At 36.6% G+C, this 13,721-nt stretch carries 15 protein-coding genes and 1 pseudogene; 5 read left to right on the forward strand and 11 right to left on the reverse strand.

From position 1 onward, the window contains the following. Positions 1-182: 182 nt before the first annotated feature. Both B2R82_RS03840 and B2R82_RS03845 read left to right on the forward strand, forming a co-directional pair. On the forward strand, positions 183-2,387 hold the full coding sequence (locus B2R82_RS03840) for a hypothetical protein (protein ID WP_286923611.1): 2,205 nt from the start codon (positions 183-185) through the stop codon (positions 2,385-2,387). An 11-nt stretch (positions 2,388-2,398) separates the two neighbouring features. Next, entirely contained in the window at positions 2,399-3,016 is a 618-nt protein-coding gene (locus tag B2R82_RS03845; RefSeq protein WP_286923612.1) for a hypothetical protein, read from the forward strand. Between the two features lie 351 nt (positions 3,017-3,367). On the opposite strand, the gene B2R82_RS03850 is transcribed toward B2R82_RS03845, so the two are convergent. Continuing rightward, positions 3,368-3,622: a hypothetical protein gene (locus B2R82_RS03850; RefSeq protein ID WP_286923613.1), complete on the reverse strand. Its 255-nt coding sequence runs from the start codon at positions 3,620-3,622 to the stop codon at positions 3,368-3,370. A gap of 273 nt (positions 3,623-3,895) precedes the next feature. Between B2R82_RS03850 and B2R82_RS03855 the strand changes: the two genes are divergently transcribed. From B2R82_RS03855 to B2R82_RS03865, 3 genes are all read left to right on the forward strand, one after another. Continuing rightward, positions 3,896-4,093 (forward strand): hypothetical protein, encoded by a 198-nt coding sequence (locus B2R82_RS03855; RefSeq protein WP_286923614.1) that lies wholly within the window; start codon positions 3,896-3,898, stop codon positions 4,091-4,093. A 244-nt stretch (positions 4,094-4,337) separates the two neighbouring features. Next, positions 4,338-4,685 carry a peptidylprolyl isomerase gene (locus tag B2R82_RS03860; protein WP_286923615.1) on the forward strand — a complete coding sequence of 116 codons (348 nt, stop codon included), beginning with the start codon at positions 4,338-4,340 and terminating at the stop codon, positions 4,683-4,685. Between the two features lie 629 nt (positions 4,686-5,314). After that, positions 5,315-5,536 carry a hypothetical protein gene (locus B2R82_RS03865; protein ID WP_286923616.1) on the forward strand — a complete coding sequence of 74 codons (222 nt, stop codon included), beginning with the start codon at positions 5,315-5,317 and terminating at the stop codon, positions 5,534-5,536. A gap of 520 nt (positions 5,537-6,056) precedes the next feature. Here the strand turns inward: B2R82_RS03865 and accC are convergent. From accC to B2R82_RS03915, 10 genes and pseudogenes are all read right to left on the reverse strand, one after another. After that, positions 6,057-7,357, reverse strand: a pseudogene (gene accC, locus B2R82_RS03870) (acetyl-CoA carboxylase biotin carboxylase subunit). Positions 7,358-7,369: 12 nt separating this feature from the next. Continuing rightward, positions 7,370-7,855, reverse strand: coding sequence for an acetyl-CoA carboxylase biotin carboxyl carrier protein (gene accB, locus B2R82_RS03875; RefSeq protein WP_286923617.1), 486 nt, complete (start codon positions 7,853-7,855; stop codon positions 7,370-7,372). 200 nt (positions 7,856-8,055) lie between these two features. Further along, complete coding sequence (locus B2R82_RS03880) at positions 8,056-8,613, reverse strand: SpoIIIAH-like family protein (protein WP_286923618.1); 558 nt, start codon at positions 8,611-8,613, stop codon at positions 8,056-8,058. Then, positions 8,614-9,033 (reverse strand): hypothetical protein, encoded by a 420-nt coding sequence (locus B2R82_RS03885; protein WP_054771636.1) that lies wholly within the window; start codon positions 9,031-9,033, stop codon positions 8,614-8,616. Between the two features lie 207 nt (positions 9,034-9,240). Continuing rightward, positions 9,241-10,152: a stage III sporulation protein AE gene (locus B2R82_RS03890; RefSeq protein WP_286923619.1), complete on the reverse strand. Its 912-nt coding sequence runs from the start codon at positions 10,150-10,152 to the stop codon at positions 9,241-9,243. Between the two features lie 12 nt (positions 10,153-10,164). Further along, positions 10,165-10,542, reverse strand: a complete 378-nt coding sequence (locus B2R82_RS03895; protein WP_283868607.1) for a hypothetical protein — start codon at positions 10,540-10,542, stop codon at positions 10,165-10,167. A 6-nt stretch (positions 10,543-10,548) separates the two neighbouring features. Then, positions 10,549-10,758: a hypothetical protein gene (locus tag B2R82_RS03900; RefSeq protein ID WP_012295089.1), complete on the reverse strand. Its 210-nt coding sequence runs from the start codon at positions 10,756-10,758 to the stop codon at positions 10,549-10,551. A 116-nt stretch (positions 10,759-10,874) separates the two neighbouring features. After that, positions 10,875-11,882 carry an NAD(P)H-dependent flavin oxidoreductase gene (locus B2R82_RS03905; protein ID WP_286923620.1) on the reverse strand — a complete coding sequence of 336 codons (1,008 nt, stop codon included), beginning with the start codon at positions 11,880-11,882 and terminating at the stop codon, positions 10,875-10,877. A 202-nt stretch (positions 11,883-12,084) separates the two neighbouring features. Then, positions 12,085-12,642 (reverse strand): elongation factor P, encoded by a 558-nt coding sequence (gene efp, locus B2R82_RS03910; RefSeq protein WP_283868609.1) that lies wholly within the window; start codon positions 12,640-12,642, stop codon positions 12,085-12,087. A 17-nt stretch (positions 12,643-12,659) separates the two neighbouring features. Then, positions 12,660-13,721, reverse strand: a complete 1,062-nt coding sequence (locus tag B2R82_RS03915) for a M24 family metallopeptidase (RefSeq protein WP_286923621.1) — start codon at positions 13,719-13,721, stop codon at positions 12,660-12,662.

Raw genomic sequence — 13,721 nt, forward strand, 5'->3', positions numbered from 1 at the left:
CACTTTTAAAGTAGAAATTCTATAAATGTAGACGGAAAAATCTCCTAAATACCAATCCCTAATAATGATGAATTTTAACTATTAAAGATTTTTTTAGGTAGGATGTTATATCGAAGAGGCTTACCTCATATAGTGGTTTGGTGAAAGCTTTGCTATCACAATTAAGTATAGGGGGAAGTACAGTGGAAAATGAACAAAATAGGTTATTGACAGCAACAGATTTACAAGATGGGGACAATACTCAAAGCTTTGCAGACAAGTTATATGAACAGATTACTTCCGTTATTGGTGGCAGTAATGCAAATCAATTTTTTTGTATGAGCCTTCCCGGGACGTTAATTAGTGCCTCGCAGTATGCCTATGACATTGACAATAACGAACCAAAGCCTGCCTTTGTTAGAGCCAATGAATCAAAGCTTGTCAATAAATTATTTGATGCCTGTCAGATGACAGCCTCTGATAATGGGCGTCACTTATCAACCCAGTATAAAACCGCACTGGATATGCTTACGCCTAAATTAAATAGTAAGCTTTTCGAGGCAAAAAACAAACTGCGAGAAGTACTAATGACACCATATCCTTATAATTTTGGTGATGGCAAGCAGGATGTACTTACGCTTGAACAAGTATTCTACCGATTGTATAGCGATTATGTAGAGGCAAAGCAAGCATGGGCTGAAAAGCAGGTGGCAAAGAAAAATGAGCTTGCGAAAAAGTACCCAGAGCAGACAGCCGAAGACTACAAGCAACGTAATAATGAATTTTTAGATTGGTATGAAATAACAGCAGAGGCAGAAGTACTTGGAGTAGAGGAAAAACTCGGTAAAGTATTGAGTGTCTTTTCCCCAGGTGATATGGAAATTATTAATGGTATTTTAGATAGTGGCGTAGGGCGTGAGATCGCTGAGGCTCGTTCTACAATTGCCAATGTAGGGAAGATGAATCCTGATGGTGGACATGTTTATCCTGTACAGCTTTATCCAGAAAATTGGTTTACATTATTAAATACCTCCTTTACACCTGTTGACTTACTTGAAAGTCCTGCAGCGTTAGCACAGCAGTTGGCCCTATTAGTAGCTCAACGTAGCAATATTACAAGTAATATTAACTCATTTTTAGCAATTATTCCAGATGAAACAGAAGTACAAGCATTAAAAGAGGCTTATGAAAAAAGTGATACAGCGTTTAAAGCATCTCTTGAAGCACTGCAGAAAACGTATGCTAATACAACATTAGATATGTTAAAAACATTGGTCGATATAATGGCTTCCCAAGGATTACAGGAAGTCACAACCGTCCTACCTTCAACAGTTATGCGCATTTTTGGCGTTGAAAATGACAAAGTAAAAGACCTACTTGACAAACTTAGTGCTAACTTTAAGGACTGTTTAACTGCACAAAATGATTTAATTGACAAGGCACAAAAGGCAACAAGCGCTGCGATGCAATATTTCGAAAAGAATAATAAGCTTCAATTCAAATCCATGCTCTCTCCATTACAGCAGCAGCTTGACAATACAAATCAAGATATTGAGGCATTAAAAGAGAAAATAAGACTTGCCACTGTTTTACAATCTTCCAAGGAGGCTAATAAGCAAGTGGATGAAAATGAAGTTGCACCAAATCATGTACCAGAAAACTTTACACAAATTATTCTTACATCAAGCTTAAAAGAAGCAAATCAAGCTTCCTCTTCCTATGCTTCAGCATCTTCCTCTAACTACGGTGTATCCTTTTTCTTTGGAGGCTATTCCAGTAGCTCTAGCCATAAGGAAGCAATCAGTAATGCATTCGCTAGTAGCTCAGAGATGTCGATCCAAATTGGACTATCTGTGGCAAAGGTACAAATTGGACGAGAATGGTTTAATCCTGGAGTCTTTTTATTGACAGAGGATATGTATAATACATCGAGCAAATCCATTGCGCCATCGAAAGATTATCAAGATTTTTCAAAGGAACGCTTAAAGGAAATGAATCAATGCGTTTTCCCATGCTTCCCTACGGCATTTGTTATTGCGCGAGATGTTACTATTAAATTTACTTCTGCAACCGCTATATCAAATTCATTTGCACAAAGTGTTGAGGATCATTCAGCAAGTGGCGGAGGTTTCTTTATTTTCGGGGGAAGCAGGTCTTCTTCCTCATCCTCAGCCCAAAGTAATTCCAGTGTGCAATCCTCTGCTAATAGCGTAACGGTACGATTTACGAATCCACAAATTTTAGGCTATTATCTTGAAGCAACACCGGCGGATAAAAGTGTCAGCATTAACAATACAGAGGCAAGCAGTAATACTGATTTCATCTCTATTTTTGAGTTCGTCACGAAATTCCAAGAAATGCTAGATGAATACAATAAAAAATATAATAAACAGACTTTAAACTTATAGGAGGAATGAGAATGTTTGCTAATATGCCAACGACAGTAGAGGGTGCGAAATTGCAATTAACACAGGAGCAGGAAGCGAAATTCCGAGTAGTTTATCGTAAAACAAAGGATGAGCAAGGTGCTTATTTTACTGATTTATGGAACCCAGAGATCGACTATACAGATGAATTTATCATTGTCCCTTTAAGATCGGTATATGATGGTGTAACAGATCCTCTTGCTATCGGCACAAAGTTTGCTAATGTGGAGGGTAGTACTCATGATCCGAAGCATGGAGAGAAATCTTGGATTCAATTGTTGCTAAAGTATTTGCCAGCAGGGGATGTGGATTCTTGCTGTGCGGAGCATAATAAAATTTATGTAGGAGATTCACAAGATGAAAGTGATGAAAAAACAAATGAATTTTCCTGTGGTGGCACATTAGTAGGCGGTCATGTGATTTTACAAGCAACCAACTCAAGTACAGTTGATGAAGGTGGTAATGTACACCTATTACCGATTTGTCACAAGCATAATACGTTTCGCTATACAGGTTGGACTGGCGCAGGCTACTATATGAAATTAGCGCGCCAAATGAAAGCAGTAAAATTAAAATCGTATTTTCAACTATCTGCATTAGCAGTAGAATAATCATAATGATTAGATACGGTTGATACAAAGGCGTATCAAATAATAAAAAGTGAATTATAACATAAAAGACCTCCTAGCTACTAAAGGTTAGGAGGTTTGACAGTTAAAAATGCTAACCTCACTTTTTCTGCTACAACCAAAACTATATTTTTTCAAGAAACTTATATTACTTAATTCCCGATGCATTAACCTTACAAATAGAGCCATCTCAGAACGCTATTGGATACTCCCCTCTCCTCCCTTCCATAATTGACAGTCGCGAAAGGAATCTTAAAAAAATTCTCATAATAAAATGGAATACGACATGCTCCTTTCCTATTATATTTTTTGTTTTGCACTTCTACTTTTAATCTACATTTTTATGAAATCAGCCATTACCCCTCTTTTCCTTTTTTCCAAAAACCAAAAGACTACTGTCAACATTAATAAAAAAACAGGAATCAAACCAATATACTTCCAAGCATTGTTTGCTCCAAAAAAATAATAAGAGGCAACTGGTATGGATGAAATTGTACTTATAAGCATATAAACCCACGAAAGCTTAACTACTCCTAAAACGAAGGCAAAAATTACGATAACAAAGGAAACACTCCAAAATATTAGCATTCACATCCTCCTTTCACTATTTAACGTAAGCTAAACGGAAAAAATCTTTTTTATTGTTTGTTCCGAAATCTCATCCTGAGCGCATTTTCATGATCATCTGTTATGCTTGCCTAAAAAACACTAAATAATGGGGCATTTATTGGCTACTGTAATAGTGAATCTCAACGTTTATATATTACCACTTAGACTTTATAATGTTACAATTATCTGTAGATTAAATTTTCAGCTAGTAAAGAAAAAGGCAGTTCGTAAAGGGAGATAGGGAGAAAATTTATGAAGAATATATTATTTAAATTATTTATAGTTGTAACGTTTATTTATTGTTGGGGATATATTATATTCGATTTTCCTTCCGATACATTTATTATGCGTGCGGTTAAAGGGGTAATGTCGATGGTTTTTTCTTGTAGTCTACTGTTCTTTTTAAATAAAATCCTTGATAAGAAACACAAAAAAGAGCTGAAAGAATAATGTTTTTGGATAATTATTTCTTTTCTAAATCAACACCTTAGCCATCACATGCCATTTTAGGGCTTTTGCATAAAAATACAAGATATAGCAACTGTTGGAAGTAACGGTGAATCTCATCCATTTCATTTTTACCCCCTTTTTTTACCAACACATGATTTTCTATGTTACAATCTTAATGATGAAATTTTCAGTTAGATGAGGAGAGGCAGATGAAAAGGCATTGAAAAAAATTTTTTTAGTGTTTTTGTCAGTAATTTTATTAACATCATGTAATACATCAACGTTAAGTATTAGTGAAATTGAGATTGTTCCGGATAAAGTGCAAAAGGTAATTGATGATAAATATACGCTTCAAAAAATCAATGTAGTAGATAAGCATATTTCCTATATCGTTTTTCGCTCAAACGGAAAAGTTACAACAGATCTTGAAGCTCAAGGTGACACATTAATAGTAAAATTAGATGTTACGAATCAACAAGATAATGCAATAACACAGCATGTATATAAATTAACGTTAGATCCTGATATTGATACCATGGATATTCACATCAATGGTAAATCTACAACTATTGATAATTTAATAGGTATATAAGATGGTAAATGAGGGATAAAATTAATTTTGGACAACAAAAAGCAATGACTTAAACATTAGACGCCACATAGTATTTGACTCTATCGCTTGCTTCCTTGTAACCGAGCATTTCGCTGGCGCCTTTCCTCTTTCCTGACACTCGTCTATCAATAGATGACACGACAAAAAGTAGGCCCAAAATGTGCAGGTCTAGCTGCAAAAATTTCTTTATATAACAAAACACTACCTATCCAAAAATTTTTTGAACAAATTCAAATGGAGAATGCTGGGGAGAAACTATTCCTTGAGTAGATAAAAAAAGGAGCTACCTCAAAATGACTTTAAGGCAGCTTCAAGCAGGCTACGATTATAAAGAAGTAAACACATCATTAATGATGAATCAGCGTTTATAGGTGCAGTTGGGCATTAGCTGCACTACTAGGATTTATGGCAATCCATGTAACCAAGTTCTGCGTAACATAATCACACCAACTTAATGATGAGCTACCGCAATCTCATCATAACTTTCTTTATAAGCTTACACTTTCCTACACTAATATTTGTAAATGTGTTAGAATATTTAACAAAATAGAAGGCTGATTATTCAGTTAAATGGGAAAATATTGGCGATTTGATAGGAGGTTGAACATATGAATGATAAGAAGAAAGGGAAATTACAGGTCGCGATAATAGTTTTAATGTTATTAATATTGGTTGCGGCGTTTATTTTATTCTTCTTAGGTCATTATACTATGGCGTTTGTTTTATTTGGAATTTTTATAGTGGGTATTAATTTTATTAGTAATTGGTTAAAAATTAATAATGAAGACTACGTTTATAGAAAAAATTATAATAATAATAGTAAGTGGTAGTTACACTTAGGTACTCCTAAGCTTTTAACATGGTCTTTAGATCAATAAGAATGGGACTTGTGTTAATGATTGAATACTATATAAACAAGTCCTATTGTTAATGCTTCCTCAATCTCTCCTGTAGCTACAATTAAACTACCTGTGTAAATGCTTTCCAGACTTCATTATCAATGCTCATCTGCTCGTTAAATGCCTCTAGTTCAACATATCGACTTTCAATGCTTTCTTATGGCACTAAGAAGTCATAAATCAAGTGACTGTTTTAAAACGCTTTTAAATGATTCCTGAATGTCTGATAAGTGTTTTTAGATAAGTGTAGCTTTACATACTTTCATCGTGCACGTTTGACCGTACCCTTAAAACTTGGTAACTGTATAGATTCTATCACATCTTCTAAATCAAAAATCCCTGTACGCCGACCTTTTCTAGCCAAATAAAAAACCTCCTAACAATTGAATGTTAGAAGGTAATTTTATTGCGATATTTGAAATGCGTTCTATTCCCCAAATCCACAAATCAATTACTTGTTTGTCCCCAAAACATCATTCTCTTCAAGGAACTTCGTATTGAATTGTGCTGATTTGAAGACGTCATTGTTCATCAATGCTTGGTGGAATGGAATTGTTGTATTGATCCCAGGACCAGATACTTCAAATTCGCTTAGCGCACGGTTCATTTTTGCAATTGCTTCTTCACGTGTGTCCGCATGAACAATTAGTTTTGCCACCATTGAATCATAATACGGTGGGATTGTATAGCCTGCATATACTGCAGAGTCAATACGCACACCATAGCCACCTGGCGTTACATACGTATCGACAGTACCAGCTGAAGGCATGAAGTTTTTATAAGCATTTTCTGCATTGATACGGCATTCAATTGCCCAACCATTTAATTTTATATCATCTTGCGTGAAAGGAAGTTTTTCACCAGATGCGATTTTTAGTTGTTGTTGTACAAGATCTACACCAGAAATCNNTCTTCTTGGTAATCATAAATAAACTCGATTGTTCCAGCGCCTTCATAGTTACAAGCTTGTGCTGCTTTAACTGCAGCCGCTCCCATTTCAGCACGACGTTCAGAAGATAGAGCTGGAGATGGAGCTTCCTCTACTAATTTCTGCATACGACGTTGAACTGTACAGTCACGTTCACCTAAATGTACAACATTCCCATGACCATCTGCTAATACTTGGATTTCACAGTGGCGGAAGTACTCGATGAATTTTTCTAAATATACGCCAGGGTTACTGAATGCTGCAGCAGCCTCTTTTTGCGTAATTTCAATGCCTTTTACAAGATCTTCTTCTGTACGAGCTACACGGATTCCTTTACCGCCACCACCAGCAGTTGCTTTGATGATCACTGGGTACCCGATTTTTGCAGCCCATTCTTTACCTGTTTCGATATCTGGAACAATACCAGTACCCGGAACAAGTGGAACACCTGCTGCCTCCATTGTAGTTCGAGCAACGTCTTTAATACCCATAATTTTAATGGAGTCAGATGAAGGACCAATAAATTTAATGCCAGCGTTTTCACAGGCTTCAGCAAAGTCAGCGTTTTCAGATACAAAGCCGTATCCTGGGTGAATACCATCAGCACCCGTTTTTTCTGCTACACTCAGTAAAGCCGGGAAGCTAAGATAGGAATCTTTAGATAGCTTTGGCCCGATGCAATATGCTTCGTCTGCTAATTTCACATGTAATGCGTCTGCGTCTGCTTCAGAGTATACGGCAACTGATTGAATGCCTAACTCTTTACAAGCACGAATAATACGCACAGCGATTTCGCCGCGGTTTGCAATTAAAACTTTTTTCATGGTTTGCACTCCTTACTCAGCTTTTACAAGGAATAATGGTTGTCCGTATTCTACTAATTCGCCATCTTTAACAAGTACTTCAACGATTTCCCCTTGAACTTCTGCTTCAATTTCGTTGAATAGCTTCATAGCTTCTACGATACAAACGATTGTTTCGTTACCTACTTTGTCACCCACTTTAACATAAGCTGGTGAGTCTGGGTTTGGAGCTTGATAGAAAGTACCAACCATTGGTGATACAACTTTATGTAACGATGGGTCGTTAGCTGTCGGTGCTGCTGGTACTTCTTCAGCTTTTGCTGGAGCTACAGGTGCTGCTGGTGCAGATTGTTGTATAACAGGGGCTACTACTTCTTTTTTCGGTGCTACAGTTTCAGTAACAACAACACCATTCTTTTTTAACTTAACTTTTGCGCCATCTACTTCATACACGAACTCGTCGATTGAAGAAGAATCTACTAATTTAATGATTTCACGAATTTCTTGAATTTTGAACATTTCTAACTCTCCTTATGAAATAAAATCTACTACAAGCACTATTTTATATTTTTTTCGAACAATTTGAAATAGTTTAATGAAAATTAAGTAAATATGAACAAAATAAAAGGCTTTCCTTTACTAAACGAAAGCCTTTTCATTGCACTGATATATAACAAAGACCTATAAATAAACAGAATATTCCTTTTTTTCTTTATCTTTTAATAGTTATTAGCATTGAATTTCACTTGAACATCATTTGCGCCTTCCCACTCCGTTTTTACTAAATAAATGATTTCATTTGCTTGAGATTTTGACAGCTCCTCCGCCATAACCGTAACAGATACTTTGTCACCGTCTGCTTTTACAAAAGCATCGGAATAGCCTAAAGATTTAATTAACATTTCTAGCATTGCTTCTGCCGACTCTTGTTTAATTAGACTATCAATGTCATTAAAGGCTTTATTTTTTTCATCTGCAGTGGCTTCTTGAGAAGCAATTTTCTGTGTTAATTGTTGACGAAGCTGACTTCTTTCATCACTCACTTGCATGCGCATTTCTTCAAACAAATGGCTCGGCGAGGAGACTTCCTGTGTCATGCCCTCTTTCGTAGCCTCTTGATCTGTTACACCTGTAACGGCAGTTTGCTGTAAAGTATCATCAGTAAAAATAGTTAGTCCATTAAATTGTTTTGCTGGATCAACCAAATAATATACTGAAATTACTGCTACTAGACTTAATAATGTCATAAACCAAACTGTTCTTCTACGTACGCGCATTTACTTTTCCTCCTTATTTTCCATTGGAACAATAATTATTCGATGTATCGGTAACTGCATCACTTGACTGACAACCGCACGAATCTCATTTTTCACAAAGATATCTTTAGCACCTTCTGAAACAATGAGCAGCCCTGTTACTTCTTTTGTGCTTTGCTCAGTCCCTCGAAAATATTGGCTAAATAGTTTATTTTCGTCCTTCTCATCAGTCATCTCTCCGTAATAAAGATATACTTTAACCTCCCCAACACCTTGCATTGCCTTCAGTGTCTGTTCCAGTTTTTCTTCATTGGTTGACGGCGTTACTTGATTATTTGTGGAACTCGTTTGATACATTGGTAAAACGATGAAAATTCCTACGGAGGCGGCAATAAGCATTAAAATCATAAATGACGTTGTTTTTTTTCGTGCCTTTTCCACATCACTTGTACATTGCCTCCTTTCATCTTCTCTTTTTCAAGTGTATGTACGCTTGTTTCTTCCTATGAATTGATAAATGGAATCTTTAATAGCAATTGCAAAAATACTAACGTAATCACCAGTTTTGTCAGTGAAATTATTTCTTTATCATCTGTCAAAAAGACAAATATCTGACATACAAAGAGCAATGCCAATAAAAGAATCAATCTATCTCCCCCCGGCCATAACTTGTACAAAAACGATGAGGAAAAAACAAGAAAACATAAATGAAAAAGCAATTAAAAATGATACTGCACATAATGTAAATAGAGATTTACTAACGTGATCTAGTAATCTGCATATATCATCAAAAGCAATCGGCTCTAAAATAGCTGCCAGTAGCTTTAACGAGTAAGCACTGATAACAAGCTGTACTGTTGGAATAAATGACACAGTAATAACTGCTATAAAGGCACTAATGCTACTAATTGAAGAGGAAAATTGTGTCATATGCTGGAACATTGAAAAACTATCAACGATAAAAGAACCTACCACGGGAATATTTTCTTCAATTAATTTTTTAACAGGCTCTGCAACCGCTGCATTCACACTAAATGCCGCTACTCCACTTGCCGACATTAAAATAACGTAGCAAATGACAGATGCAGAGACGATGCTCATAATGGTAAAACGGATTAATTCAGCAATTCTTGTAAAGGAAATTTCTTTCACAATGACACTACAAACATCAAATACAATGGCAAATAACACACCCGGTATCAGCCACTTACTACTAACTATTGTTAGGACTTGTACAAAAAAGAGCAAGAACGGCTGCCAGGAAGCAATTGCCGTAATACTACTTGATAACAGAAAACTTGAAGTAAGGATAGGATAAAATGCTGTAAATATGTGGGCAAGTCCCTGTGCTATTTCATCAATCAGTTGAAAGGACTTCACTACGACAGGTCCTATTGTTGCGAGCACAATCAGAAAGAATAGGATTCTTGTCCCTTTTTCAAATGTAGGTAATAGCATATTCACGATTAAAATTATGATGACATAGCCACATAGTGTGAGCGTCATCTTCAGCAAGAGAAAAAATGGATCAATTAAAAATGACAGTATCTGCTCCTGCATGACCTTCGCCCCTTAGTTTAGCCGTTGTAAAATAGCAGACACCTCCTGTAAAACAGCCAAAAATTCTTTAAACCAATACAACAAAATAACAATCTTAACCCCATCAATGACAATGTTTCCGAGTACTTTATAATTTTGCTCTACAAGTAACATCGACACCCATTGCCCCACATAAAAAAGACTGGCACTTATGACAATCGCTTTTGCATATGGCAAAATAGCTAACGTCTCTAGCAGCTGCTTGATGAACGGCAATAAGAGCGTCGAGAACAACATACCGAACAATAAAAATGAAAACATTACACTTATTAGCGCATGGAGTGGCTGTATGACTTCTTTTATAAGTAATAATAAAAGCAGCATGACAACAGCAACGATGACAATTTCCATCTACACTTACCCTGAAGAGGTCAGCCATTGAAAGAATGTAAGGATTTCGTTAAAAAATAGACGTAAAAATCTCAACAATTCCGCTGTCATGTATAGATAAGCAATGAAAAAGAGGAAAAACGAAAATTCCTTTTTCCCTGTTTGGTCAAAGAAAACATGAAGAAGCGCAACTACTAGTCCCACTCCAGCGACTCTTAATACGTCTTGTAATTCCATACATACGCCCCCTCGTGTACAGCAATATATGTTGCAATCAATAAAAAAAGACCTCTATACAGTTGTATAGAGATCTACTATTTAAAGACGAGTCGTATGAAAAAAATAACATACAATTATAGTAATTTTTCAATAATGCTTTTCACAGTGCCTGTCTGTTTTACTAAATAGCTTTTTTCACCCATCCACATGGATAGATATTCAGGATTCCCCTGTTCTGCACTTTCTTTACGAATCGTAGTCGTTAATTGATTTTGCAAAGGATAGGGCGCTACAGGTGCATCTTTCATTCGTTTTGTAAAATCATTCGCTAAGCCTCTTGCTGGTTTTCCTGTAAATGCACGAGTAATTGTTGTTTGCTGTGCTTTTGATTGGAGTACGGCATTTTTATAGAGCGGTGAAATTTCACACTCATCTGCCACTAATAAAGCCGTGCCAATTTGAACAGCCTGTGCTCCATTGGCTAAAGCTTTTTCTATATCTTCTTTCGAGACAATTCCCCCTGCAGCTATAATAGGAATAGAAATCTGTCCAACTACTTGCTGCAATAAGTCAGGTAATGTAATTAATTGCATAGGCTCTGTAAAGGAACCGCGATGACCTCCAGCTTCACCACTTTGAAGAACTACAGCATGCATCCCCTCCTGTTCCACACGCTTTGCCTCTTCTAATGTAGTGGCTGTACCGATAACAAATACCTTATTATCCTTTAAGCGTTGAATAACATCTGCTGAAGGTATGCCAAAAGTAAAGGAACAAACGGCGACATTTTCATCAAGAACGGCTTGTATTTGTCCTTCAAATACTTCCTTGGACATAACACTCTGTACAGGTGAAAGACCTAATTCATCATAAAATGGTTGTAATGCCATCCGAGCTTTTTGAAGGACTTCGATATCAATACGTGGATCTTCCTGCACAAATAAATTGACAGCAAAGGGCTTCTTTGTAAGCTTTTTTACTTCCTGGATAAAGTTTTTTGTTTGCTCTCCATCTAAATAACCCGCTCCTATTGAGCCTAAAATACCTTCCTCCGCACAGGCAGCAACAAATTTTGGTGATGTTACACCTGCCATCGGTGCTTGAATTATTGGATAAGGTATCCCTAATGTTGTTTGTAGCATAGCACTCACTCCTTACGTTTATTGTAACATTTCTGCCATGTATAACCATCAATCGGATGATAGAAACAATTGCTAAGCTAGTAAAAAAACATACAATGCCTCTATCGAATGGCACAAAAAACAGTTTTTTTTGCTTTATATGTATAAAAAACAAATAAAAACCTACTCTTTCGTTAAGAAAAGAGTAGGTTTTTTAAAGGCATTACGCACGAGAAACGTATGAGCCCTCTTCTGTATTGATAATTAATTTATCACCTTGGTTAACAAAGAATGGCACTTGTACAATAAGCCCTGTTTCAAGTGTAGCAGGTTTTGTACCACCTGAAGCTGTATCACCTTTGATACCAGGCTCTGTTTCTGTTACTTCTAGCTCAACTGTGTTTGGTAACTCAACACCTAGCATTTCACCTTGGTATGATTGGATATAAACTTCCATATTTTCTCTAAGGAATTTTAATTCATATTCAATAGCAGCTGAAGCTAGTTCAGTTTGCTCGTATGATTCTAAGTCCATAAACACATGCTCGTCACCTTGTGCATAAAGATATTGCATTTTACGGTTGTCAATTTGTGCCTTTTCAACTTTCTCACCAGCACGGAATGTTTTTTCATTCACTGAACCGTTACGCAGATTACGTAATTTAGAACGAACAAACGCAGCACCTTTACCTGGTTTAACGTGTTGGAAATCTAACACGCGATATAATTGGCCATCTACAATAATTGTAAGACCTGTACGAAAATCGTTTACTGAAATCATTTGTGTTCCTCCAAATTTTATAAAATAATAAGCTCTTTTGACGAATGTGTTAGCAGCTCATTACCAGTTTCTGTGATTAAGATATCATCCTCAATACGGACACCACCGATACCTGGTAAATAAACTCCTGGTTCAATCGTTACGGCCATCCCTGGCTCTAACACCGTATCTGAACGCATTGATAAGCCAGGACCTTCATGTACTTCAAGACCAATTCCATGTCCTAATGAATGACCAAATGCCTCACCATAGCCTTTTTCTTTAAGGTAATCACGTGCAATCGCATCTGCTTGGATGCCTGTTAGACCAGGACCTACCTTTTCAAGTGCTAATAGCTGAGAAGCAAGGACTGCATTATACATATCCACTAATTTTTCAGAGGGCTCGCCAACTGCTACAGTACGTGTAATATCCGAAATATAGCCATTATATAATGCGCCATAGTCTAATGTGACAAAGTCGCCTTTTTCAATCACTTTATTTGTTGCAACGCCGTGCGGTAGTGCTGAACGAAGACCAGATGCAACAATCGTATCAAATGAGGACTGGGTTGCTCCTTGTTTACGCATGAAAAATTCTAATTCATTCGAAACCTCAAGCTCTGTTTTACCAGGCTTGATAAAGTCTAAAATATGTGTAAATGCGTGATCAGCAATTTCACACGCAACCTTAATAATATTAATCTCTTGTTCCGTCTTAATCAAGCGAATTTTTTCAATTAGCCCAGAAATCGGCACTAAATCAGCTTGAATCTTACTTTTATACAGTTCAAATGTGCCATAGCTGACAGTATCTTTCTCAAAGCCCAATAATTTAATACCCATATTTGTTACTTGCGTTGCAATTTCTTCAATAATCGTTGCCTCGTGCTGTACGATTCGGAAATCCTGTACTTGTGCAGCCGCTTGCTCTGTATAACGGAAATCTGTGATAAATACAGCATCATTTTGAGACACAATCGCTACGCCCGCTGTACCTGTAAAACCAGTCATATAACGACGGTTGTACCCGTTTGTAATTAAAATGCCATCGATGTTTTGTTCTTGAAGTGCCTTACGTAGCTTTTGCAATTTCAACAT

The organism is Lysinibacillus sp. UBA6686 (genome assembly GCF_002455205.1).
Classification (GTDB): domain Bacteria; phylum Bacillota; class Bacilli; order Bacillales_A; family Planococcaceae; genus Lysinibacillus; species Lysinibacillus pakistanensis.